Source organism: Rhizobium sp. Root708 (assembly GCF_001429725.1).
In the GTDB taxonomy this organism is placed as follows: Bacteria; Pseudomonadota; Alphaproteobacteria; order Rhizobiales; family Rhizobiaceae; genus Rhizobium.
Genome location: NZ_LMHV01000042.1, coordinates 197,756 through 221,527, shown reverse-complemented (window position 1 = coordinate 221,527; position 23,772 = coordinate 197,756). Strand labels below are relative to the sequence as shown.

The window sequence follows — 23,772 nt, the reverse complement described above, 5'->3', positions numbered from 1 at the left end:
TATTTTTATGACTCAAGAGCCGAATTGGGACTACTATCGAACGCTCCTGGCCGTACTGCGTCACGGTTCGCTCTCGGCGGCCGCACGGGAGATCGGCTTGACGCAGCCGACGGTCGGACGCCACATCGACGCCCTCGAAGAAACGATCGGTGCGCAACTATTCATCCGCTCGCCGAACGGCCTGCTGCCGACGGACGCGGCCCGGGACCTGCAGCCCTACGCGGAAACCCTCGCCTCGACGGCCGCAGCACTCATGCGGACCGCGACGGGCGAACGCGATCGAATTTCCGGCACCGTCCGCATCAGCGCCAGCGAAGTCATCGCCGTTGAGGTGCTGCCATCCATCCTTGCACCGTTGATGGAAGAACACCCTGCCCTGCGGATTGAAATCTCGGCGTCCGACGATGTCGAGGACCTGCTGCACAGGGAGGCGGACATCGCGGTACGGATGACGGAGCCGACGCAAGGCGCACTCATCGCAAAGCGCATCGGAAACATCCCGCTCGGCTTCCATGCGCATCGACAATATCTGCAGCGGAACGGCACGCCGCAGGCGATGGAGGATCTCGCCGGGCACCGGATCATCGGCTACGACAGGCAGACCGCCTATATCAGGGCGATGCTGGCGCGCTTTCCGATACCTGACAACATCGCCTTCGGCTTCAAGACGGATAGCCCGCTTGCGCAGCTCGCCGCGATCAGGGCTGGGCTCGGCATCGGAATTTGTCAGACTGGCCTTGGACGTCGAGACCCCGGCCTCGTTCACGTTCTGGCCGATGCCTTCGAAATTCGGCTGGAAACCTGGGTGGTCATGCACGAGGGCATCAGGACCTCGTCGCGATACCGCGCGACCTTCGATGCACTGGTGAACGGCCTGACGAACTATGTCAGGAGAGAAACTTCCGGACCTTCACAAAGAGCGGATATGCCATCCTAGGCACGCCTTAAACACGTGGAGATGCATCCGACGAACGCGTGCGCCAGTTACCGTCGACCACTTCGGTCTCCGGTCGGTCGCCACCCTCGGCATACTCCTCATGCCATCTGCCCTTCTCGTCCTGCCAGCTGATTTCCGACGAGTCGCCGCCGACCCGCTGCTCGGCAGCGACAATCCTGGCCGCCTCGAGAGCTTCGGAATGTGTCGGGAATGCTTCGGAATAGACATTGTCCAGCCGGTAGGCCCAGCCTCCGTCATGCGGAACGACTTCGTAGACCACCTTGATCATGCATCTCACTCCTTCTTGTTTACGCACCCGAAACCGACCGGACTAATCCAGTTCCGCCGCGGGCCGTTGGGCAAGAAAAACGAGGGCGCCGCGATATGCTTCCGGCTGACCGATGCGTTAGTATTCCATTAAATCGGCGAGACTGCAAACCGCGGCCCAAACGCCCTCACTTGATATGAAAAATCATTGCCTTAGACTTGTTTTGTGAATCAGCACGGGAGCCCGCCCTTGGCAATCGCGTCACGCCTGAAAGACGAGAAATATCTTGTGCTGGCGCTCCTCGTCGGCATCGCGGCCTACGCCTCGGAGCACAGCATCATGGCGATGGGGCGCGGGCCGGCGCTTGTTGCGGCGACCTTCCTCGTCGCGACCATCGTGCTCGCCTCGATGCGGGTGGCGCATCATGCCGAACTGCTCGCGATCAAGGTCGGCGACCCCTACGGCACGATGATCCTCACGCTGTCCGCGGTTGCCGTCGAAGTCATCATCCTCGCGATCATGATGAGCGGGGAAAGCTCGCCAACCCTGGTGCGCGACACGATCTACGCCGCCCTGATGCTGGATATAAACGGGATTCTCGGGCTCGCCGCCCTGCTCGGCGGCCTGAAGCACGGCGAGCAACCGTACAACGACAACTCCGGAAAAACCTACGGCGTCATGATCCTGACCGCCATGGGCATTTCGATGATCGTTCCGGAATTCGTTCCGGACGACAAATGGCACTATTACTCGGCTTTCACGATCGTCGCGATGATCGTGCTTTATGGTCTGTTCCTGCGCATGCAGGTGGGCCAGCACAGTTACTTTTTCAGCTACAGCTATCCGCGCCCCGAAAAACGCGGGGATGGCGCCGATACCGACCATGGCGAGGGTTCCACGGCCGGATCCATTGTGGTGATCCTGATAGGCGTAGTGCTGATCGGCCTGCTCGCCGAGTTCATGTCCAGCTTCATGAACGAGGGTTTGAAGGATCTTGGCGCTCCGGTCGCCCTCACCGCGATCGTCGTCGCCGCGATCTCGGCCGCGCCGGAGATACTGACCGCCTTGCGCGCCGCCCTGCGCAATCGCATGCAGGCGACGGTCAACATCGCGATGGGAGCATCGCTCTCGACCGTCATTCTCACCGTCCCCGTCATGGAAGGCATCGCGCTCTACACCGGTCAGCCCTTCGTCATGGCGATGACGCCGGTTCAAACCGTGATGGTAACGATCACGCTGATTGCAGCGGCAATCAATCTGAACGACGGGGAAACGAATGCGATCGAAGGGATGACCCACTTCATTCTCTTCACCACGTTCCTGATGCTGACATTCCTCGGCCTCTGACGATCGCTACGCGGCGATGCGAATGCTTGCCTCGAACAGAACGGCGCGATCGCGGCCGGAATCCTTTGCGGCGTAAAGTGCTGCATCCGCCATCTTGAAGAGATCGGCCAGCGAGCATTGCTGCTGCGCGACCGCAGCGACACCGATACTGACCGTCGGCGGTATCCGTTCACCGCAATGCTCGACTGTAAGATCGCGCACGACGTTACGCAGGCTGTCGCCAATGGCAAGCGCTTCGCCTGCGGCAATCCTTGGCAGGTACAGCCCGAATTCCTCGCCACCCAGCCGACCGAAGCTCGCACCCACCTGCAGATTGCGGCTGATCGCTTGGGCGAAGGACACAAGAACCGCATCACCGGCATCATGGCCGAAGCGATCGTTCACCTGCTTGAAGAAATCGAGATCCATCAACAGCAACACATTGCTTTCGATCGCGGTACGCGGCAGGCGCGACATGAACCAGCGCCGGTTGCCGATACCCGTCAGCATGTCCGTGTCGGCCACGCACCGCAATTCCGCTTCGGTTCGCTCGGTGACAAGAATGACCACGAACAGCGCGACCCCGAACTGGCACATGATGCGCAGAAAGAACGCCCATATCGGCGGCATCGGCGCAATGTCGGAAGCAAGAAGACCGAGGATCACAAGAAAGGCCAGAAGCGCCCCGAGCCCAATCGAGACGGCCAGAAGAATACGTGCCGGCAATCGTTCACGCGAACGATCCTTCAGCACGCAAATGGCGGATGCCGCAAGCGACGTGAATGCAAGGGCATTGCTGACGCTGCTGCGCACATGGCTGACGAGATAAAACTGCGTTGCAAACATGAGAGCCGCAGCAAGAACCGGAATGACAAGAACCCACCAGTCCATACGCCGCAGCCTGCCGCTGCTCAACCGGCGAATGCCGATCCAGAAGATCGCATACCCGATGGCACCCATGATGATGCTGCCGGGGCCCCAAACTGGAACCGTCAATACGTGCTGCTCGCCCAATCCGGCAAATGCCGATGCCAAGGCCAGCGACAGATACCCCGTTGCAAGCGCTCCCAATCCCTCGCCATTGCGCGACTGCAGACGCATGTAAACGAAACACAGCGCGCCCACCAGGAAGGAGCATTGGTGCAGCAGCAGCACAGTCGCCAGATCGAGATGAACGTTCATGAGCCATCGCAGTGAGAGGAATTGCGCGCGACAGATAGGCGACAGTTATTAGCGAAGATTAAATTGCCAACCTGCAAAAAAGAACCCGCCGTTTCCGGCGGGTTCCTGTTCGATAACGAGTAGGATCAGATGCTTACTTGCAGGCGCCGCAGAAGCGCTGGATGCGCTTGCAGGCTTCCTCGAGCATAGATTCCGACGTCGCGTAGGAAATGCGGAAGTTCGGGCCAAGGCCAAACGCCGAGCCATGAACGACGGCCACGCCTTCGGTTTCCAGCAGTTCCGAAACGAAGTCTTCGTCGGTCTCGATGACCTTGCCCGACGGAGCCGTCTTGCCGATCAGGCCAGCGCAGGACGGATAGACGTAGAACGCACCTTCCGGCGACGGGCACGTAATCCCCTTGGCCTGGTTCAGCATCGATACGACGAGGTCACGGCGACCTTCGAAGATCTTCTTGTTTTCAGGAATGAAGTCCTGCGTGCCGTTCAGTGCCTCGACGGCAGCCCACTGAGCAATCGAGGTCGCACCCGAGGTCTGCTGGCCCTGGATCATGTCCATGGCCTTGATCAGCTGGATCGGGCCGGCTGCATAACCGATACGCCAGCCGGTCATTGCATAGGCCTTGGAGACGCCGTTCATGGTCAGCGTGCGATCGTAGAGCTTCGGCTCGACTTCGACAGGCGTGACGAACTTGAAGTCGCCGTAGGTCAGGTGCTCGTACATGTCGTCCGTCAGCACCCAGACGTGCGGATGCTTGACCAGCACGTCGGTCAGGGCCTTCAGCTCGTCATGCGTATAGGCAGCGCCCGACGGGTTGGACGGCGAGTTGAAGATGAACCACTTGGTCTTCGGCGTGATCGCCTTGTCGAGATCGGCAGGCTGGAGCTTGAAGTTGTTTTCCTGTGTCGCCGAAACGATGACGGGCGTGCCGCCGCAGAGCGACACCATTTCCGGGTAGGACACCCAGTATGGCGCAGGGATAACGACCTCATCGCCGGGGTTCAGCGTCGCCATGAAGGCGTTGAAGAGGATCTGCTTGCCACCGGTGCCGACAATCGTCTGCTCCCAGGAGTACTCCAGGCCGTTCTCGCGCTTGAACTTCGCGGCGATCGCCTTGCGCAGTTCAGGGATACCAGAGACCGGCGTGTACTTCGTCTCGCCGCGGTTGATCGCGTCGATGGCGGCCTTCTTGATATTATCAGGCGTATCGAAGTCCGGCTCTCCGGCGCCCAATCCGATCACATCGCGCCCTTTCGCTTTCAGCTCGCGCGCTTTCTGGGAAACGGCGATGGTGGCTGAAGGCTTCACACGGGAAAGAGCATCGGCAAGAAAGGCCATGATATCGGTCCTATACGGTTGATTTTAGCAGAAGGCCGGGGCCAGAAATCTGCGCTAAGGTCTATGTCCAATGTAAGCAGGCTTTTCAAGGCCAAACGCGTGATGGGGCCAATGATTCTTCGTGATCGATCGGCCACCGCAGCACTCGCGATTCGCTCCACTCCCGCATGAGCGTCGTTGAATCAGCGTCTGAAGCACTTGAATCGGTTTCTGAAGAGCGCCGAATTTGTATCCTAAAATCAACAGTTTCGAGATAACCGGCCTTTGCCATGAATTGGCCGCAACAAATACCGCGGCATGCCGCAATTCGGACGTGAGCGCGCCGCCATCACAATCGCATCCTTAGGCATGGGCACTGGTTATTGAGGGCATACCATGTTTCTGGACGACGAATTGGCCGCTGGCCGCCTCCGCGCAAGACGGGTTTGCATTTCGCTGATGGTTGCAGTTGTCGCCGTGACGGCGTCGCTGGTCACGACTTTCGGCTTGGTGACGGCAGCCTATGCGGGTGAACCGCCACGGGCTGAACTGAAGGCCATGACCGCCGACTTCAACACCGCCCTTCACGCGTCAAATCCCATGCTCAAGATCGCATCGACCGGGAAAGTCCATACGGACACTCGGCTGCTCGCAGCCTCCGCCGCCGCAACCTCCCAGTCGCCTGCCGATCAACAGATCCTGAACGGCCTGACGGCGCTGCTCCTCGCTTTGACCGCAATCAGCGGAATGGCCGTCTGGCGCCGCCGCCTCTATGGACTCTTCTCCGGAGGCCATGCGTGATGATCGCGAAGCAAAACGCGCGCATTCGCGACGAGGACGAGTTCGGGCCCCTGCCGACATATCTCGAGTTGGCGATGGCAACCGCCGCAGCGAATGCGGGCGATCCGGCACAGGCACGGAAAGGCCGGTGGTCGCTCGCACGTCTGACGAAAATCGAGAAAGCGGTCGCAAGCGTCATCGCCATGCTCATCGTCTACGGCCTGCTTCTGATCGGCCACGGTCTCTACTTGAAAACCGCCTCTGAGTTTTCGCACATCCCCCTGAAGTGGCCCTCGGTCTCGGGATTGAGCCATGAGAACACAAAACCGTTATCGCGCGCCTCTTAGGGGTTGAAGCGTTCCGGATGCCGCGCCACGTTCAGGAAAATGAGGACGAGGCCGCCGATGAAGCAACTTCAGAGACTTAACTTCGCATTGGCGTTTTCCGTAGTTGCCATTCTCTCGTCCCCCGCCTTTGCAGCCGATACAGTTCAGACCAAGAAGGTCGCCGTCCAGGTCGAAACCATAGCTGCCGGCCTTGACCACCCCTGGGCCGTCGCGGTTCTTCCCGACGGTTCCTATCTCGTCACCGAACGCCCTGGCAGAATGCGCCTCATCCGCAACGGAAAGGCCTCCGATCCGATATCTGGCGTGCCGAAGGTCAATGGCGCAGGTCAGGGCGGCCTGTTTGACGTCGAACTCGCCCCTGATTTCAACGTCAGCCGGACAATCTACTTCACGGCCGCCACCCTCAATAAGGGCGGATCAGGCACCGAGGCTTTCCGAGCCAAGCTCTCGACGGACGGCACGAAACTTGAAGACGTCAGTTCCATCTTCCGGATGAACCGCTACACCGGTGGCAACATCCAGTACGGCTCGCGCATCGCCATTGCTCCGGACGGCTCCCTCTTCGTCAGCATCGGCGACCGCGGCGACCGGGATCGCTCCCAGGACTGGAAGGACGATGCCGGCGCGATCGTCCACATCAACGCCGACGGTACGATCCCCGCCGACAATCCGTTCAAGGACGGCGGCAAGGCCCTGCCTGAAATCTGGTCGAAGGGGCACCGAAACCCCCAGGGCATCACCTTCGACAGCGCCGACGGCAAGCTCTATACGGTCGAGCACGGCGCACGCGGCGGTGATGAAATCAACCTGATAGAACCCGGCAAGAACTACGGCTGGCCGATCATCACCTATGGTCGCGACTACTCGGGAGCCGAGATCGGCGAAGGCACTTCCAAGCAGGGACTGGAGCAACCTCTCTATTATTGGGATCCATCCATCGCGCCCGGCGCCGTGGCGATCTACAGGGGAAAGATGTTTCCGGAGTGGGACGGCGATTTCCTTGTCGCGGCACTGAAGTTCCAGCTGCTGTCGCGGATGCAACGCGATACCGAAGGTGCCTTCATCGCGGAGGAAAGAATGTTTGACGGCGCTTACGGCCGCATGCGCGATGTCGTTGTCGCTCCTGATGGCGCGCTGCTGATCGTCACGGACGAAGACGATGGCGCACTGCTGCGCGTTTCGCGAGCTCCGGCGGGATGATTGCCCGTTGCATGCCCTTGCCCAAACGAAAGGCAACTGTTAACGCTCGCCGACAATCGGCCCTTCCCCCCATTCGAGGATGACATGACGCGCATTCAGGCGAACCTACTTCTGTTGCTTGCGGCAGCGATCTGGGGTGGCGGCTTCGTTGCGCAATCGACGGCGATGAAGGCGATCGGCCCGTTCTGGTTCATCGGCCTGCGCTTTGTCATCGCGGCAATGGCGGTCTTGCCCTTCGCGTTGATGGAGAGCCGCAAGGCTAAGGTGAAGACCACACCGCGCCATCTCAAGCTCTATTTTCTTACCGGCCTTGCCCTGTTTGGCGGCGCGGCCACCCAGCAACTGGGTCTGCAGACGACGACGGTAACGAATTCCAGCTTCATCACCGGGCTTTACGTCGTTTTCGTTCCAATCATCGCAGTCGTCTTTCTCCGCCGCATGCCGCATTGGGTCATTTGGCCAGGTTCGCTGATGGCGTTGACGGGAATCTACCTGCTGTCGGGCGGAGAACTCTCCGCTTTGTCGAAAGGCGACCTCCTGACGGTGGTGTGCGCGATGTTCTGGGCGTGCCAGATCACGCTTGCTGGTATCGCTGTTTCGGAAACCGAGCGTCCTCTTGCCCTTTCCACCACGCAATTCGCGATAACAGGCGTCTGCGCCCTCGCCATCGCACTGGTGAACGAACCGATCAGCTGGGACGCCATCTTCGGCGCGGCTCCGGAAATTCTTTACGTCGGCCTCTTCTCATCAGGCATCGCCTTCTCCCTGCAGATTATCGGCCAGCGCTATACGACATCGTCGCAAGCCGCGATCTTCCTGTCCTCGGAAGCCCTCTTCGGCGCATCGCTCGGCGCGCTGCTGCTGAACGAGACGATGCGGCCCATCGGGTACGTCGGCTGCGCGTTGATGTTTTCCGCCATGCTTCTGGTTGAACTGGTGCCGGAATTGGCGCGCCGACGTGCCACAAATCGCCTTTCAGCAAGCCCAAAATTGGGTTGAAGGCGAAAAATTTAAGAAAATGCTAACGCGAGCCAGATCGCGTTAGCGTTGCATTTTTGGGAAAATCTGCCCCGAAACTATATTGCCGACGATATAAAACCGTACACAGCAACGTCCAGAGAGCTTTTTTTTGCGCAAAACGCATCTTGAAGCGGCTCTGCGCGTGCTGCGAAGCATTGCCGTAAAAAAAACTTTTACTTGCCAAATTCTAATAATCGCACCACTCTGACTGCGTTCGGGCATTTTGCGAGCATGGGAAGTCCTTAATAAATGTGCGCGCCGGAGACGCTAATATTCCGGTCGGTCGGTTCCGACAAAGCGAGCGAAAGTCTCGTGGTGAACCAGATTGAGATAGAGGGGACCTTTTTCTCACAATTCGATAACTGCCTGCCAACGTCTCCGCGAGGAGGCTAACTGTAATGCTGCCCGTGTGGATGGTGGGCAGAGATAAAAGGACCTTAGGCATGGCCGAGACTGGCACTGTAAAATTCTTCAATACCGACAAGGGCTTCGGCTTCATTAAGCCGGACAAGGGCGGCGCCGACATCTTTGTTCACATTTCTGCCGTGCAGGCTTCAGGCCTCGCCGGACTGACGGAAAACCAGAAGGTAAGCTTCGACACGGAGCCGGATCGCCGCGGCAAGGGTCCCAAGGCTGTAAACCTGCAAATCTCAGGTTGAACCTCTAGCCAAAGCTGTCAATTCGAGTTGAAGCCCGGCAGGAATGCCGGGTTTTGTTGTTCAGCCTGTATTCACACGCCGGCCCCTACGTTGCCATCATCACAGCGTAATACCGGTGATCGGACTAAACAGGACAGAACACGATGAACAGCCTCGCTAAAATCCTCTTTTTGACGGCAGCGGCCGCTGCGATCACCTTTTCCTCGATCGCCACCGCCTCGGCCGACGATTGGCGCTATCGCCATCATCACAACGACGATGCGCTGGTAGGCGGTGCCGTCGGCCTTGCGACTGGCCTGATTGTCGGATCGGCAATTGCCAACGCGCCGCGCTACGACGAACCGCGTTATATCGACCCGCCCTATGAGTATGAGGATGCGCCGGTCTACCGCGCCCCTCCTCCGCGTTACTATCGTCCGGTGCCTGTTCGCGCTGAGATCGAACCTTGGACGCCGCAGTGGGAACGCTATTGCTCCTATCGTTACCGCACGTTCGATCCGGGCAGCGGCACGTTTATCGGCAACGACGGCCGCAGCCACTTCTGCATAGCCAGCTGATTTCCAGCATCTATCCGAACTGACAAAGCGCCGCGTTTCGCGGCGCTTTTTGTTTGTTCGATCAGATTCCCTGTAGAAAGGGATTGCTGCGGCGCTCGTCGCCAATGCGGCTGCCGGGGCCATGGCCGCAGATGAAGCCGACGTCGTCACCGAGCGGGAGCACCTTGTCGCGGATGGAATCGAGCAGTTGCTGATGATTGCCGCCGGGTAGATCCGTTCTGCCGATCGAGCCGTTGAATAGAACATCGCCGAGATGAGCGAAGTTCTGCGCGCGATTGAAGTATATCACATGTCCCGGAGCGTGCCCCGGCGTATGATATACTTCGAAGCTATGATTGCCGAAGGAGACGGTGTCGCCGTCCTGCAACCAGCGGTCGGGAACGACGTTCTGCATGCCGGGCGGGAGGCCATATTTCTGCGATTGCGTCTCGATGCGCTGCAGAAGCGGAAGATCGTCTTCATGCGGCCCGACGATGTCGATGCCGAGCGCTTCCTTCAGCTCCTTGGCGCCGCCGGCATGATCGAGATGCCCATGCGTCAGCCAGATTTCCTTGATGACGAAGCCGTTCTCCTTGATCGCCTGCAGGATGATCGGAACATCCCCGCCCGGATCGACCACGACACCTTCCTTGGTATCGGGATCGAAAAGGATGGTGCAGTTCTGCTGGAACGCGGTTACCGGTACGATCCCGGCCTGGAGCATGCCCATAAGTGCCTCGCTTCGTCTCTGAGAGAGCATCGGTATAGTCAGAAATGCCCGCGCGCGCAGCCGTATTTTTTCGAACACTGCGTTCTCCACCATCTCCTCGCGCGGCCGGTAGCGGCCTCGGACAGGGGAATCGGGAACCTGATCCCTCCCCCGACGTTAACGAGCTATCCATTACAAGGAGAAAACCGAGATGACCTTGAAACGAGATCTTTTCCTGGCTGGCGTGATCGTAGCGGCGAGCGCCGGTCTAGCCAGGGCGGAAATGACCGCGACGGCCATCAACGACCTGAATGTTCGCGCCGGTCCGGGCACTCAATATCCGTCGGTAGGCGTGGCAACACGCGGCTCCCAGACCTTGCTGGACGGCTGCGTCTCAGGGAGTAACTGGTGTCGGGTGGATGTCAACGGAATGCGCGGCTGGGTCTATGCACAGTATCTGCAGGTAGATCAGGGCGGCGCGCAGGTCGTCGTCGATCAGAACCGCGATGACCTCGGCGTTCCGGTCGTTACCTACGAGACGACGGCGAGCGTCGCGCAGGCTGAGCCGACACCGGGTGACGAGCTGCTTGGCCCCGTTGGATCGGTGGACACGATAAGCCCGCCTGAAACCGTTACGACCTATGTCGAGACCAATCCCGGGGACACCGTCAGCCTCGGTGGCGATGTGGTCGTCGGCGCAACCGTCCCTGGCGATGTGACATTCCAGGAGATTCCGGACTACCAGTATCGCTATGTCCGGATCAACGATCGCCCCGTACTGGTCGATCCCGGTACACGCCGGATTGTCTACGTCTATCAGTGACGGGCTGATCAACAAGCAAAGGCAGCTCTCGAAGCTGCCTTTGTTTTGCCGTCTCCCGCATGGGTTGCCATCCATTTATTTTCTCCTTCGCATATGATAACATCCTGAAATTCAGACGACATCCATGACCTCGTCGGACTTCGGATCGCCTGTGTGGCTCGCCATCGGAAGACGATCGCGTAGCCGGCAACGGCGTTTGAGGAAACGCGAAGGAGGGATAACCATGGAAGCACTCATACCAATCCTGACACAAGTGATCGCCGGCGCTGTCGGCGGAAATGCCGCGAGCGGCGCGCTGAAGCAGGTTGCGATCAGCGTTGTCGCGCGCACGATCGTCGGTGCGATCGGCGGCATCGGCGGTGGCATGCTGCTCAGCATGTTCGGCGGAGAAGCTGCGATGACGGGCCTCGTGGCCGATGGCATCGGCGGCCTGATCGGCGGCGGCATATTGTCGACCATCGTCGGCGCCGTCGCAGCAAAGGCACGCTAAAGCCAAAGGTGGCTGGTCGCGCCTCGCGCTCGGGCCAGCCACCATACTCTCCCGCCGACACCGAATTCCCGGACCTTGGCGCCAAGATCGGCGCTCCCAAGTCTGTTCCAGGCCATCCCTGTTGATTGTTGTCCCGATTGCGTTCTATCCACTGGAACGGGTAAATATCTGTGGGGAAGTTTGCCGCGACAGGACGGTAACGAATCGACCGGGGCTGCGCTTCTACTTGGCTACCCCTAAAATAGCGATCCGGTGACACAGCAGCGCCCTGCCTTGGACGCCGCCCGAAGAGAGGAAATGCCAAATTGGCACGCAAGACCAGCACAGGATTGGCGAAGCCGGAACCACTGAAGATGCCGATGGAAAACACCGGTATCATCGACTTTGACATCATAGAGCTGCTGTTTTTCTCCTATCGCGACTTCGTTTCCGATCCGGATGCCATCCTGGCGAAAAGTGGCTTCGGGCGCGCTCATCATCGGGTGGTGCATTTCGTTAACCGAAACCCGGGCATGACCGTTGCCGATCTGCTCGATACGTTGAAGATAACCAAGCAGAGTCTCGCAAGGGTACTCAAACAACTTATCGATTCGGGTTATATTCGCCAGATTGCTGGTCCGGAAGACAGGCGGCAACGCAAGCTCTATCCGACCGAAGCAGGCCGCGAATTGGCCTTCGCACTCGCGGAGCCGCAATCGCGCCGTATTGAGAAGGCATTCGACGGGGCTTCTGCCGAAATGCGGGACGGTGTCAAAGCCTTCCTGAGGGGCATGCGGAACACATAATATTCGAAAGCGGACTGAATGGCGCCAAAGACAGTGATTTCGGACGATGCGGCTCATCTGCTCGTTGTGGACGACGATACCCGTATCCGCGCCCTTCTCAATCGCTATCTGGCGGAGAACGGCTTCCGGGTGACGGTGGCGGCCGACGGCGCCGAGGCACGGCGCAAACTGGCCGGCCTCGATTTCGACCTCATCGTGATGGACGTGATGATGCCCGGCGAGTCCGGTATCGACGTGACGAAAGGATTGCGTTCGATCAAGAACGTGCCGATCATCATGCTGACGGCGCTTGCCGAATCCGGAAGCAGGATTGCCGGCCTGGAGGCAGGCGCCGACGACTACCTGTCGAAGCCGTTCGATCCGCGCGAGCTCGTTCTGCGCATCAACAACATCCTGCGCCGCAACGCCTCCAACGACACGCCGAAGATCGAACAGGTCATGTTCGGCCCCTACACCTTCTCTCTGACCCGCAAGGAACTGAAGAAGGCATCCGAAGTCGTACGCCTCACCGACCGGGAGCAGGAGATCATGCTGCTCTTCGCGAAACGCGCGGGCGATACGATCCCGCGCCACGAACTGATCGGCAACGACGTGGACGTCGGCGAACGGACGATCGACGTACAGATCAACCGCCTGCGCAGGAAAATCGAGGACGATCCGGCAAATCCGGTCTGGCTCCAGACGGTTCGTGGTATAGGATACCGGCTGAGCATCGATTGAACGCCCAATGTCAGGACCGGCGGTTTAGATGGTGACATTCGACTCTTTGCGGCGCGAGGACCGCGGGCCCGCGCATGGTTGGCGCTGGATAACCCGCAGATTGCGCCATTATCTCCCGACGGGCCTCTACGTCCGCTCCCTTCTCATCATCATCATACCTATGGTGCTGTTGCAGTCGGTCGTGGCCGCCGTGTTCATGGAACGGCACTGGCAAATGGTCACGCAGCGGCTTTCGATGGCTGTCACGCGCGACATCGCCGCAATCATCCAGATCATCGAGACCTATCCGCAGGACACCGATTACAGCGAAGTTACGCGTATCGCCCGCGATCAGCTCGGCTTGCAGATCTCCGTCGAGCCTGACGGCGAGCTGCCGCCACCGCGGATCAAGCCGTTCTTCTCAATCCTCGACGGCATTCTCAGCGACGAGCTCACCGACCAGATCAAGCGACCTTTCTGGATCGACACGGTCGGCGATTCAAACCTGGTCGAAATCCGCGTCAAGCTGTCGGACAAGATCCTGCGTGTGCTAGCGCGGCGCAGCCAGACCTATGCCTCGAACACACATATCTTCATCGTCTGGATGGTCGGAGCGTCGCTTGTCCTGATCGGCATCTCGATCCTCTTCCTGCGCGGCCAGATCCGCCCGATCCAGGCGCTGGCGGCCGCCGCCGAGAGCTTCGGCAAGGGACAGAAAGCCGAGAGCTTCTATCCGCGCGGCGCCGATGAAGTGCGCCGCGCCGGCCTTGCCTTCATTCTGATGCGCGAACGCATCGAGCGACAGATCGAGCAACGCACTGCCATGCTGACAGGCGTGAGCCACGACCTGCGCACCATCCTGACCCGCTTCAAGCTGCAGCTTGCCCTCGCCGGCGATCACCCCGATCTGCAGGGGCTGAACGAAGACATCAACGACATGCAGTCGATGCTCGAAGCATACATGGCCTTCGCGCGCAGCGAAGTCGAAGAGGATGTCGGGGAGCTGAAGCTCAGCGACCTCTTCGAAAAGCTCGAACCGGACTTCACCCTGAACGGAAAGAACCTCGCCTATTCGATCGAGGGCGAAGACATCATTTCCGTCCGGCCGAATGCCTTTACGCGCCTTGTTACCAACCTTGCCTCGAACGCGCGGCGCTATGCGAATACGCTGAAGATCGATGCCAAGCACAGCGCGAAATGGTTGACCGTCACCTTCGACGACGATGGCCCCGGTATTCCCGAGAAGAACCGTGAGGATGTCTTCAAGCCCTTCTTCCGGCTTGACGAGGCGCGCAATCTCGATGCCTCCGGCACCGGCCTTGGCCTGGCGATCGCTCGCGACATCGCCCGCAGCCATGGTGGCAATGTCATGCTCGGCGACAGCCCGCTCGGCGGGCTGCGGGCAACGATCCGCTTACCTGCGTGAGGACCGATGGGTTTCGTTTCTTCTGGAATGCAATGGCTGAACCCGCCACCGCTCGCTGAAGAGCAGCCTGACGGCTCGCTGCTTGTCCGCTCTGGCGACAAGACCGATTTCTGGCAGGAAACCTACTATGGCTTCCATCGTGACGATGGCCATTTCCTGCATGCGCGGCGTCGCGGCAATTTCACCGCCGAAGTCTGCTTCTCCGCCGATTATCAGGCGCTTTACGATCAGGCGGGGCTGATGGTGCGAGCCGATCAGACGAACTGGATGAAATGCGGCATCGAATACACCGACGGCGCAAAGCATTTCAGCGTCGTCGTCACGAACAAGCGCTCGGACTGGTCAGCCTTTCGGCTTAATCACGCATTCGAGCGGATAAATGTCAGAGTAACGAAAAATGGCGACGCGCTTTTCATCCAGTACAAAACGGACGGGATGACCGACTGGCGCATGGCGCGGCTCGCATGGTTCGACCCGCAGTTCGCCGAGCTCGACGTCGGCCCGGTGTTTTGCTCGCCGCAGCGCGCCGGCTTCGAGGCGACATTTCATGATTTCTCGCTGACAGATCCTCTGTCGCGAGAAATTCACTGATCACATCAGCTTCTTGCCGTTCGGCACCGGCTTGTCGGTTGCGGCGAGCACGATCGCACCGGCTTCGTCCTCGAAACCCAGCGTCAGGACTTCCGAGCGAACGGGGCCGATCTGTCGTGGCGGGAAATTGACGACACCGAGAACCTGTCGACCGACGAGGCTCTCCGGGGTGTAATGAACGGTAATCTGCGCCGATGATTTCTTCAGGCCGATCTCCGGCCCGAAATCGATCAGCAACTTGAACGCCGGTTTGCGGGCTTCCGGAAACGGACTTGCCTCGACGATCGTCCCGACCCGGATTTCGACGCGCTCGAAATCGGCATAGGTTATTTCTTCGGCCATATCTGGATTCCCTCAGCCGGCGAGCTCTTCCGCACGCTTGCGGGCTGCCTCGAGCGCCTTGTCGAACAACGGCTGCATCGCATCCTCGGCCATCAGGACCGACAACGCAGCTGCCGTCGTGCCGCCGGGCGACGTGACGTTCTGCCTCAGACGCGAGGCGTCGTCGGGGGACTGGTGCAAAAGTTCACCAGCCCCCGCGACAGTTTCTCGTGCGAGCCGCATGGCAAGGTCCGCCTGCAGGCCAAGTTTACGGCCTGCTTCTGCCATACACTCGACGAGATAGAACACATACGCCGGGCCGCTGCCCGAGAGAGCCGTGACGGAATCGATGTCGGCTTCCGTCGGCACCCATTCCACAGGACCCGAAACACGCAACAGCGCCTGTACCTGATCGCGCTGCTGTTCGGTGACTTTTGCATTGGCAAAGGCACCGGTAACGCCGCGCCCGACCATGGCAGGCGTATTCGGCATGGCGCGAACCATCGCCGCTTCGCCAAGATGCGTTTCAAGGAATTTCAGCGTCTTACCGGCTGCAACCGAGACAACCACCGTCGCGGCACCGACAGCGCTTTTGACAGCCGGCAACACCGTTTCCATGACCTGCGGCTTGACGGCGATAAAAAGCACGCCCGCCTTCAGGTCGGCGGGAACGGCCGTAACATGCGTTGCACCGGCGTCCCGGATTGCGTCCATCATCTTCTCGGATGGACCGGGATCGACAACGACCACGGAACTACCGGCAACGCCGCTCTTCAGCCAGCCGGCCAGCATTGCGCCGCCCATGTTACCGGCGCCCACAAGAACGATGGGCGCCGACGCCGAAACACCTGAAATCATCTTATGCTTCGCCTACCGTTTCGAACAGAACCGCTTCCATGGCGCGAGCAGCGTCCATTCCGGACCAGATCACGAACTGGAAAGCCTGAAAATAGGCCTCGCAAGTATCGAGCGCGCTCGCAAGCAACACCTCGACCTGACGGTTCGTCGGCTCCGCGCCACCAGCAAGAAGAAGAGACTGACGGAAAATAATGACATCTTCCTGGCGCCAGAGATCAAAATGACCCATCAACACCTGGCCGTTGATCCCGGCCAGAAGCTTCGTCACCTCGTTGACCCGCTGTTCCGGAACCTTGACGTCGAACGCGCATCCGAGATGCAAGGCTTCGAACTCTTCCATCCAGGAAAAGGAGACGTGGTAGTCCGTCCATTTACCTTCGACCGTCATCGCGATTTCATCATCGCCAGACCGCTCGAAAGCCCAGTCGTTATTGGCGGCAACGTACTCGATCATATCGACCGGGTTCGACTGACGCTCGACTTCCAATTCCATGAGGCTCATGCAGCACCTTCTTGACCGGAGTGAATGCGGCTCAACTTCGTCAAACACGACGCAGGCAAGAACACACGCAGCTACCGGAAACCACCAACCCAGATGACCGTTGAACCGCTACCAGACTTACGCAGTTACCCTGCCTGGAGCTTACCAACCGCTTCGAATCATCATTTAAAATCAGTGTATAATGCGTCCGGGGGCATGCCAGCCCCCCGAGGGGCCTTTTAGGGAACGCCACTGTGGAAAGGTCTTCGGATTTGCATTCAGCAGGAGGGATTAAGCGACTCTGCGAATTGGCTTTTTTGGCAGTGTCCACAGGTGGATAAGCACACCTGATTTTTTGGGTGTAGCCGCGGCGTGTCTCTTAAAGGTCACACCGCGACCTGTGCCAGAACGGGATTACTTGCCGGCGGCAGCCAGCTTCTCTTCCAAAGCAGCAATGCGCGCCACGAGGGCGTCGTTTTCGTCGCGAGCCTTGATCGCCATTTCGCGAACAGCCTCGAATTCCTCGCGCTTGACGACGTCCAGGCTGTTCAGCCAGCGCTCGGCCTGCGCACTGAAAGCCGTTTCGATTTCCTTGCGCACGCCCTGGGCCGCGCCGGCCGCGTCGGTCATGAGCTTGGCGAACTCGTCCATGATGCGGTTTGTCCCTGTCGTCATGGCGGACTACTCCCTTTGAAACACTTGAATTCCGGCCATCTATGGCCCTCGGAGATGAGGTAGGGCTTCGCCGTTAAGGATGCAAGCGCTTTGCACTGGATAAGGAGCAGCCTGCGCGACCCATCGCTCACAATCGACTTGACCGCCCGTCGGCTCAAGGCCATCTTCCGCCAACCTTGGGTGCCGTGCGCCTTGAAAAAGACGCGGATCGGATGCCTTTGCACTTCGAAGACGCGTACGGACATTGAGTCTTTCAGCCCTCGATCGGTCTGTGCGCCAGCGGATGGGGACACTTTGCCGACCGTAGCCAACCTCCTGGCCATCATGCCTTTTCCCGATATCGATCCGATCGCGTTTTCGATCGGCCCCGTCGCCATTCACTGGTACGGCCTCGCCTATGTCGCGGGCATCATGCTCGGCTGGTATTACGCGCGCCTGATTGCCGGCAATGACGCGCTTTGGCCGGGCAACGTCTCGCCCATCTCGAAGCCCCAGCTCGACGACTTCATTGTCTGGGTGGCGTTGGGCATCGTTCTTGGCGGGCGCATCGGCTACATTCTTTTCTACGACATGCCTGCCGTCATCGAGAGCCCGATCCGGGCCATTCAGATCTGGAACGGCGGTATGTCGTTCCACGGCGGCCTGACCGGCACAACCATCGCCATGATCATTTTCGCACGGCGAAACGGCATCCCGCTCTGGAACCTTTTCGACATCGTTTCGGCCGTCGTTCCGATCGGCCTGTTCTGCGGCCGGATCGCGAACTTCATCAACGGCGAACTCTGGGGCCGCCTGACGGATGTGCCCTGGGCCTTCGTGTTCCCGAACGGCGGCCCATTCGCCCGCCATCCCAGCCAGCTCTACGAAGCGGGCCTCGAAGGCATCGTTCTCCTGCTCGTGCTGACGATCCTGATTTTCGCCTTCCGCGCACTGAAGACACCGGGCCTGGTCACTGGCGTATTCGTCTGCGGTTATGCGCTGTCGCGAATATTCGTCGAGTTCTTCCGCGAACCCGATGCGCAGCTTGGCTATCTGCTGGGAACCAACTGGCTGACCATGGGAATGGTGCTGTCGTCGCCGATGGTCCTGCTTGGCCTGTGGGCCATCGTCCGCGCCCGTAGCCGCGCGGCCCTGCAAAGCTGACCTGCGCCGGTATGGAGGAGCCCATGACGACTGCTCTCGGGGAAAAGATCAAGACGATTATCCAGGCTAACGGTCCGATCAGCGTAACGGATTACTTTTCGCTTTGCCTGGCGGACCCTGATCACGGCTACTACAGGACACGCGAACCCTTCGGCCGTTCCGGCGATTTCGTGACCGCACCTGAGGTCAGCCAGCTCTTCGGCGAAATGATCGGCGTCTTCATCGTCCATGCCTGGCAACGCCACGGTGCGCCTGCCGACGCAAGGCTGGTGGAAATCGGACCCGGCCGCGGGACAATGATGGCGGACATGCTTCGCGTCATCGAGCGCCTCGCGCCGCCACTTTTCGACGCGATGAGCATTCATCTGGTCGAGACGAGCGAACGCCTGCGAGATATCCAGCAGGAGACGCTTGTCGCGCACAGTGGCAGGATCAGTTGGCACGACAGCTTCGACGAAGTACCGCAGGGCTTTACCCTGATCGCCGCCAACGAACTCTTCGATGCGATCCCGATACGGCAATTCATCAAAACGCCCACCGGATTTCGCGAGCGCATGGTCGGCGTTGATGCGCAGGGCGAGTTGTCGTTCGGCATCGGCGTCGCGGGCATAGACCCGTCCCTACTACCGGCCCAAGCCTCGTCCGTTCCGGTCGGGACCCTGTTCGAAATCTCGCCAGCGCGCCAATCGGTCATGACGGCGATCGGCGACCGCCTGATGCAGTTCGGCGGTACAGCGCTTGCGATCGACTACGGTCACCTGATCACCGGTTTCGGCGACACGCTCCAGGCCGTCCGCATGCATGAATTCGACCCGCCGCTGGCTCACCCCGGCGAAGCCGACCTCACCTCGCATGTCGATTTTCAGGCGCTTGCCGAGACCGCGCAGGCGTCCGGCCTGTATCTGAACGGCCTACTGCACCAGGGCGATTTCCTCGTCGGCCTCGGCCTGTTGGAGCGCGCTGCCGCACTCGGCCGTGACCGTCAGCCGAATACCCAGCAGATGATCCAGGCCGCCGTCGATCGACTGGCCGGTGAAGGCGAAGGCAAAATGGGGGAACTGTTCAAGGTCATGGCCGTTTCATATCCGGCGGTCGATCTCATGCCTTTTCGACCAGTAGATTGACAGGATGTTTTCGACTGACCAACATTCGCTCTTGTTGAAGACCGTTTCGAAAAGAAGCCCATACCAATCTCGGAATTGCTGATGACTGACACGCCCTCCCCGGCACCGCTTCAAAGCGCCCTTTTGACTGAGGCGACGGGCGACGCCATTCGCCATGGCTACTTCACCCGGCAGGGCGGCGTGTCCGAGGGTATATATAGAGGGCTGAATGTCGGCCTCGGCTCGAACGACAAACGCGAGAAGGTCGTCGAGAACCGCCGGCGCGTCGCCGAATGGTTCGATCTTCCGGAGACAAGTCTTGCCACCGTTCATCAGGTCCATTCGCCAGATGTCGTGGTGATCGAGCCCGGATATGACGGCACCCGCCCCGCAGCCGATGCGATGGTGACGGCGACGCCGGGCGTTGTGCTCGGCGTGCTCGCCGCCGATTGCGGTCCGGTCCTTTTCGCCGATCCCGAGCATCGCGTCGTCGGAGCTGCCCATGCCGGCTGGAAGGGTGCGCTGACCGGCGTGCTGGAAAACACCGTCGACGCGATGGAAAAGCTCGGTGCCACCCGCGATACGATCGTAGCCTGCCTAGGCCCGTCGATCAGCCGCGGCAGCTACGAAGTCGGCCCGGAATTCGTTGATCGCTTCCTCGGCTACGACCCGTCTTACGAACGCTATTTCACCCCGTCGTCGAAACCCGGTCACGCGATGTTCGATCTTCCGACGCTCACCGTCGACCGACTGCGTGCCGCAGGCATTCGTGCGGAGAGCCTCGGCATCTGCACCTATCCAGACGACGAACGCTTCTTCTCCTATCGCCGAACGACGCACAATCGCGAACCGGACTACGGCCGGCAGATCTCGGCGATTTCCATCAGGGAGGTTTGAACGACATGGCCCTTCATTTCGAAAAGACCGAATTCGCAAATCGCCTGATACGGCTTACGGACGGAATGAAGGAAGACAAGCTGGATGCGGTCCTGCTGTTCGCGCAGGAAAGCATGTACTGGCTGACCGGATACGACACCTTCGGCTATTGCTTCTTCCAGACACTCGTCGTGAAAGCCGACGGCACGATGGCGCTGTTGACGCGCTCGGCCGACCTCAGGCAAGCGCGCCATACCTCGATCCTCGACAATATTCAGGTTTGGGTCGACCGCGTGAATGCCGATCCGACAGTCGACTTGAAGAATATGCTGGTCGAAATGGATTTGCTCGGCGCCCGCATCGGGGTCGAGTACGACACGCATGGAATGACCGGACGGGTTGCCCGTCAACTGGATACGCAGCTTGCCTCGTTCGGCCAGATCATCGATGCGTCCTACCTCGTCAGCCGGTTGCGGCTGGTCAAGAGCAACGCCGAAATCGTCTATGTGGAGAAAGCAGCAGCGCTTGCCGACGACGCTCTCGATGCCGCTCTCGCCCTGACCAAGCCTGGCGCCGACGAGGCTGAAATCCTGGCCGCGATGCAGGGAGCCGTGCTCGCCGGCGGCGGCGACTACGCCGCCAACGAGTTCATCATCGGCTCCGCGCAGGATGCATTGCTCTGCCGCTATAAGGCCGGCCGGCGCAAGCTCGACGCAAACGACCAGCTCACCCTCGAATGGGCCGGCGTCTATGCCCACTACCACGCAGCCATGATGCGGACGATCGTGATCGGGGAACCGAGCTACCGCCATCGCGAGCTCTACAATGCCTGCCTGGAGACGATGCAGGCGGCCGAAACCGTGCTCACTCCCGGCAAGGTCTTTGGTGATGTTTTCGACATGCACGCCAAGATCATGGACGAGCGAGGACTGGCACGCCATCGCCTGAATGCCTGCGGCTACTCGCTGGGCGCCCGCTTCTCCCCCTCGTGGATGGAGCACCAGATGTTCCACGTCGGAAACCCTCAGCCGATCGAGCCCGGTATGTCGCTTTTCCTGCATATGATCATCATGGACTCCGACAGCGGTGCTGCGATGACGCTTGGCCAGACCTACGTGACAACCGACGCCGCGCCGCGCGCCCTTTCGCGGCATCCGCTCGACTTCCTCAACGTCTGAGCCCTGGTCGATGACAATCCGCAATTGACACGGACCGACCCGGGCCGTCATAAAGTCGGTCGGGGCTGTACGCGCATGCGGGAAGGACGACACGAGGGATGACGCGAATTGCGACAGCATCCACGCTTTTTGCATGCCTTGCCCTGCTCTCTGCCTGCAACACCACCGATGCCCTGACGCTAACGCCTCTCGTCGACATCGGCGGATCCTCGAGCACACAGCGCTCATCCCCCGTCAGCCAGGGCGAAGCCGAGCAGATGGCCGGCGCGTCCTCACGCAGGCAGGCCTTTGCGGTCGAGTCCCGACAGGGCAGCGGCGGCTATCATCCGGCCTATGTCGAGCAACCGGCTTACGTCCAGCAGCCAAGGCAGGGAAGCGGCGCTCCGCCGACAACCATGGACGAACAGGCGCTGGCGCTGCAGAACGAAAGCCGCTCCCCCGCGGTATCGGCGCCGATCCAGAGCCAGCCTCTCTCCGAGCCGGTATCGAACGCGCAGGCCGAAGAAGAGGATATGGTCGAGCAGCCCGCCGCAAAGCCCGAACAAACGGCAATGGTGCGATCGGCTCCGGCACAGGGCAGCGCGACGGTGCGTTTTCTTCCGATCATCGGCGCCCCGGTCCAGGCCGTCACGCCATTGTCCAGGCAGCTCGGCAACGAGGCGCGCTCCCACGGCCTTTCGATCAAGAGCTCCAACGACAACAGCAGCGCCTATATCCTCAAGGGCTATCTCTCCGCCTTCACCGACAGCGGAAATGTCACGGTGGTCTACGTTTGGGACGTGCTTGATAACAGCGGCGCCCGCCTCCACCGCATACAGGGACAGGAACAGGTGCCGTCCTCTGCCCAGGACCCGTGGGCAGGCGTTCCGGCATCAGTGATGCAGCAGATCGCATCGCGAACGATCAGCGAGTTTTCGTCGTGGCGCGAGGGGCGTGGCGGCTAAGCCACAAGCTTTTCAGAAATATGGGAGCGTGAGACGCCTTTACGCTTGCATTCACGAAGAAGCTGGCTAAAAAGCGCGGCTATCAGCAGGTAACAGGCGGACCAAGATGAAGGTTTTCGCAGGCAATTCGAACCGGCATCTCGCCGAAGCGATCTGCAACTATCTCAATGTGCCCTTGGGCAGAGCCACGGTCCGAAGGTTTGCCGATCAGGAAATCTTCGTCGAAGTCCAGGAAAATGTGCGCGGCGAGGATGTTTTCCTCGTGCAGTCGACGTCTTTCCCGACGAATGACCATCTGATGGAGCTGCTGATCATGATCGACGCGATGCGCCGCTCTTCGGCACGTCGCATCACCGCGGTCCTTCCTTACTTTGGCTATGCCCGTCAGGATCGCCGCGCTTCAGGCCGCACCCCGATTTCGGCAAAGCTCGTCGCGAACCTCATTACTGAAGCCGGCGCCGATCGCGTGCTGACCCTTGACCTCCATGCCGGACAAATCCAGGGCTTCTTCGATATCCCGACAGACAACCTCTATGCCGTGCCGATCCTGACGCGCGACATCAAGGCCAACTACAACCTCGGCAACGTCATGGTCGTTTCACCCGACGTCGGCGGTGTCGTGCGCGCTCGTTCGCTCGCGAAACGCCTGGACTGTCTGTTGGCGATCGTCGACAAGCGTCGCGACCGCCCCGGTGAATCCGAAGTGATGAACATCATCGGTGACGTGAACGGCAAGGACTGCCTGCTGATCGACGATATCGTCGATTCCGGCGGCACGCTTTGCAATGCCGCTGACGCTATGCTCGCTCAGGGTGCCGCCAGCGTCACCGCCTACATCACTCATGGCGTGCTCTCGGGCGGCGCTGTCACCCGCATCACTTCCTCGAAGCTTCGCGAGCTGGTGATCACCGACTCCATTCAGCCGACCACGGCCGTCCAGTCGGCGCACAATATCCGTGTGCTCAGCACCGCGAGCCTGATGGGCGAAGCCATCAACCGCACGAGCCAGGAAGAGTCCGTCTCCAGCCTCTTCGACTGATCGGACGACAATCGAAAAAGCATCTGCGCGCCGGCCTCTTTTTCCGACGTGCAGCTTCCGC

At 60.0% G+C, this 23,772-nt stretch carries 28 protein-coding genes; 20 read left to right on the top strand and 8 right to left on the bottom strand.

The features are described 5' to 3' along the window. The first annotated feature begins 7 nt into the window (after window positions 1-7). A complete protein-coding gene (locus tag ASE04_RS23750; protein WP_056823636.1) occupies window positions 8-937 on the top strand; it encodes a LysR family transcriptional regulator in 930 nt (309 codons plus the stop codon). A gap of 7 nt (window positions 938-944) precedes the next feature. On the opposite strand, the gene ASE04_RS23745 is transcribed toward ASE04_RS23750, so the two are convergent. Further along, window positions 945-1,226, bottom strand: a complete 282-nt coding sequence (locus tag ASE04_RS23745) for a DUF2188 domain-containing protein (protein WP_056823634.1) — start codon at window positions 1,224-1,226, stop codon at window positions 945-947. Between the two features lie 228 nt (window positions 1,227-1,454). Between ASE04_RS23745 and ASE04_RS23740 the strand changes: the two genes are divergently transcribed. Beyond that, on the top strand, window positions 1,455-2,552 hold the full coding sequence (locus ASE04_RS23740) for a calcium:proton antiporter (protein ID WP_056823631.1): 1,098 nt from the start codon (window positions 1,455-1,457) through the stop codon (window positions 2,550-2,552). A 6-nt stretch (window positions 2,553-2,558) separates the two neighbouring features. Here the strand turns inward: ASE04_RS23740 and ASE04_RS23735 are convergent, their stop codons facing one another. Together ASE04_RS23735 and ASE04_RS23730 are read right to left on the bottom strand one after the other, a co-directional pair. Then, window positions 2,559-3,713 (bottom strand): GGDEF domain-containing protein, encoded by a 1,155-nt coding sequence (locus ASE04_RS23735; RefSeq protein WP_056823628.1) that lies wholly within the window; start codon window positions 3,711-3,713, stop codon window positions 2,559-2,561. 133 nt (window positions 3,714-3,846) lie between these two features. After that, window positions 3,847-5,049, bottom strand: coding sequence for a pyridoxal phosphate-dependent aminotransferase (locus tag ASE04_RS23730; protein ID WP_056823624.1), 1,203 nt, complete (start codon window positions 5,047-5,049; stop codon window positions 3,847-3,849). A 375-nt stretch (window positions 5,050-5,424) separates the two neighbouring features. Here ASE04_RS23730 and ASE04_RS23725 point away from each other — a divergent pair, with 375 nt between their 5' ends. The 6 genes from ASE04_RS23725 (at window position 5,425) to ASE04_RS23700 (ending at window position 9,591) form a co-directional block, all read left to right on the top strand. Further along, the gene (locus ASE04_RS23725; RefSeq protein ID WP_056823621.1) at window positions 5,425-5,829 is read left to right on the top strand and encodes a hypothetical protein; all 405 of its coding nucleotides are present in this window, start codon (window positions 5,425-5,427) and stop codon (window positions 5,827-5,829) included. Beyond that, window positions 5,829-6,155 (top strand): hypothetical protein, encoded by a 327-nt coding sequence (locus ASE04_RS23720; protein WP_056823619.1) that lies wholly within the window; start codon window positions 5,829-5,831, stop codon window positions 6,153-6,155. The genes ASE04_RS23725 and ASE04_RS23720 overlap by 1 nt, the downstream gene beginning before the upstream one ends. A 57-nt stretch (window positions 6,156-6,212) precedes the next feature. Beyond that, window positions 6,213-7,355, top strand: coding sequence for a PQQ-dependent sugar dehydrogenase (locus ASE04_RS23715; RefSeq protein WP_056823616.1), 1,143 nt, complete (start codon window positions 6,213-6,215; stop codon window positions 7,353-7,355). Between the two features lie 84 nt (window positions 7,356-7,439). Then, on the top strand, window positions 7,440-8,354 hold the full coding sequence (locus tag ASE04_RS23710; RefSeq protein WP_056823614.1) for a DMT family transporter: 915 nt from the start codon (window positions 7,440-7,442) through the stop codon (window positions 8,352-8,354). 464 nt (window positions 8,355-8,818) lie between these two features. Continuing rightward, complete coding sequence (locus tag ASE04_RS23705) at window positions 8,819-9,034, top strand: cold-shock protein (protein WP_007824341.1); 216 nt, start codon at window positions 8,819-8,821, stop codon at window positions 9,032-9,034. 143 nt (window positions 9,035-9,177) lie between these two features. Beyond that, a complete protein-coding gene (locus tag ASE04_RS23700) occupies window positions 9,178-9,591 on the top strand; it encodes a BA14K family protein (RefSeq protein ID WP_056823611.1) in 414 nt (137 codons plus the stop codon). A gap of 61 nt (window positions 9,592-9,652) precedes the next feature. On the opposite strand, the gene ASE04_RS23695 is transcribed toward ASE04_RS23700, so the two are convergent. After that, complete coding sequence (locus ASE04_RS23695) at window positions 9,653-10,300, bottom strand: MBL fold metallo-hydrolase (protein WP_056823608.1); 648 nt, start codon at window positions 10,298-10,300, stop codon at window positions 9,653-9,655. Window positions 10,301-10,490: 190 nt separating this feature from the next. Here ASE04_RS23695 and ASE04_RS23690 point away from each other — a divergent pair, with 190 nt between their 5' ends. The 6 genes from ASE04_RS23690 (at window position 10,491) to ASE04_RS23665 (ending at window position 15,093) form a co-directional block, all read left to right on the top strand. Next, window positions 10,491-11,102, top strand: coding sequence for a DUF1236 domain-containing protein (locus ASE04_RS23690; protein WP_056823605.1), 612 nt, complete (start codon window positions 10,491-10,493; stop codon window positions 11,100-11,102). 223 nt (window positions 11,103-11,325) lie between these two features. Next, window positions 11,326-11,592, top strand: a complete 267-nt coding sequence (locus ASE04_RS23685) for a hypothetical protein (RefSeq protein ID WP_056823602.1) — start codon at window positions 11,326-11,328, stop codon at window positions 11,590-11,592. Between the two features lie 353 nt (window positions 11,593-11,945). Next, a complete protein-coding gene (locus tag ASE04_RS23680) occupies window positions 11,946-12,377 on the top strand; it encodes a MarR family winged helix-turn-helix transcriptional regulator (RefSeq protein ID WP_443216909.1) in 432 nt (143 codons plus the stop codon). Between the two features lie 18 nt (window positions 12,378-12,395). Beyond that, entirely contained in the window at window positions 12,396-13,097 is a 702-nt protein-coding gene (locus ASE04_RS23675) for a response regulator (protein WP_056823595.1), read from the top strand. A gap of 28 nt (window positions 13,098-13,125) precedes the next feature. Next, window positions 13,126-14,502 carry an ATP-binding protein gene (locus ASE04_RS23670; RefSeq protein WP_056823592.1) on the top strand — a complete coding sequence of 459 codons (1,377 nt, stop codon included), beginning with the start codon at window positions 13,126-13,128 and terminating at the stop codon, window positions 14,500-14,502. A gap of 6 nt (window positions 14,503-14,508) precedes the next feature. Further along, on the top strand, window positions 14,509-15,093 hold the full coding sequence (locus ASE04_RS23665; protein WP_056823591.1) for a DUF1349 domain-containing protein: 585 nt from the start codon (window positions 14,509-14,511) through the stop codon (window positions 15,091-15,093). On the opposite strand, the gene ASE04_RS23660 is transcribed toward ASE04_RS23665, so the two are convergent. The 4 genes from ASE04_RS23660 to ASE04_RS23645 form a co-directional block, all read right to left on the bottom strand. Next, on the bottom strand, window positions 15,094-15,435 hold the full coding sequence (locus ASE04_RS23660) for a tRNA-binding protein (RefSeq protein WP_056823588.1): 342 nt from the start codon (window positions 15,433-15,435) through the stop codon (window positions 15,094-15,096). A 12-nt stretch (window positions 15,436-15,447) separates the two neighbouring features. Beyond that, the gene (proC, locus tag ASE04_RS23655) at window positions 15,448-16,272 is read right to left on the bottom strand and encodes a pyrroline-5-carboxylate reductase (protein WP_056823585.1); all 825 of its coding nucleotides are present in this window, start codon (window positions 16,270-16,272) and stop codon (window positions 15,448-15,450) included. A 1-nt stretch (window position 16,273) separates the two neighbouring features. Next, window positions 16,274-16,774, bottom strand: coding sequence for a YbjN domain-containing protein (locus ASE04_RS23650; RefSeq protein ID WP_056823580.1), 501 nt, complete (start codon window positions 16,772-16,774; stop codon window positions 16,274-16,276). A gap of 393 nt (window positions 16,775-17,167) precedes the next feature. After that, window positions 17,168-17,428 (bottom strand): accessory factor UbiK family protein, encoded by a 261-nt coding sequence (locus ASE04_RS23645; protein ID WP_056823577.1) that lies wholly within the window; start codon window positions 17,426-17,428, stop codon window positions 17,168-17,170. A 294-nt stretch (window positions 17,429-17,722) separates the two neighbouring features. On the opposite strand from ASE04_RS23645, the gene lgt reads away from it, so the two are divergent. The 6 genes from lgt to ASE04_RS23610 all read left to right on the top strand — a co-directional run bounded on the left by lgt (window position 17,723) and on the right by ASE04_RS23610 (window position 23,711). After that, window positions 17,723-18,571, top strand: coding sequence for a prolipoprotein diacylglyceryl transferase (lgt, locus tag ASE04_RS23635; protein WP_056823571.1), 849 nt, complete (start codon window positions 17,723-17,725; stop codon window positions 18,569-18,571). 23 nt (window positions 18,572-18,594) lie between these two features. Further along, entirely contained in the window at window positions 18,595-19,695 is a 1,101-nt protein-coding gene (locus ASE04_RS23630; RefSeq protein WP_056823568.1) for a class I SAM-dependent methyltransferase, read from the top strand. Between the two features lie 81 nt (window positions 19,696-19,776). Beyond that, window positions 19,777-20,571, top strand: coding sequence for a peptidoglycan editing factor PgeF (gene pgeF, locus ASE04_RS23625; RefSeq protein ID WP_056823565.1), 795 nt, complete (start codon window positions 19,777-19,779; stop codon window positions 20,569-20,571). A gap of 5 nt (window positions 20,572-20,576) precedes the next feature. After that, window positions 20,577-21,728 carry a M24 family metallopeptidase gene (locus ASE04_RS23620; RefSeq protein WP_056823562.1) on the top strand — a complete coding sequence of 384 codons (1,152 nt, stop codon included), beginning with the start codon at window positions 20,577-20,579 and terminating at the stop codon, window positions 21,726-21,728. A gap of 98 nt (window positions 21,729-21,826) precedes the next feature. Beyond that, window positions 21,827-22,672: a hypothetical protein gene (locus ASE04_RS23615; RefSeq protein WP_056823559.1), complete on the top strand. Its 846-nt coding sequence runs from the start codon at window positions 21,827-21,829 to the stop codon at window positions 22,670-22,672. Window positions 22,673-22,778: 106 nt separating this feature from the next. Next, window positions 22,779-23,711, top strand: a complete 933-nt coding sequence (locus ASE04_RS23610) for a ribose-phosphate pyrophosphokinase (protein ID WP_056823556.1) — start codon at window positions 22,779-22,781, stop codon at window positions 23,709-23,711. Window positions 23,712-23,772 lie beyond the last annotated feature (61 nt).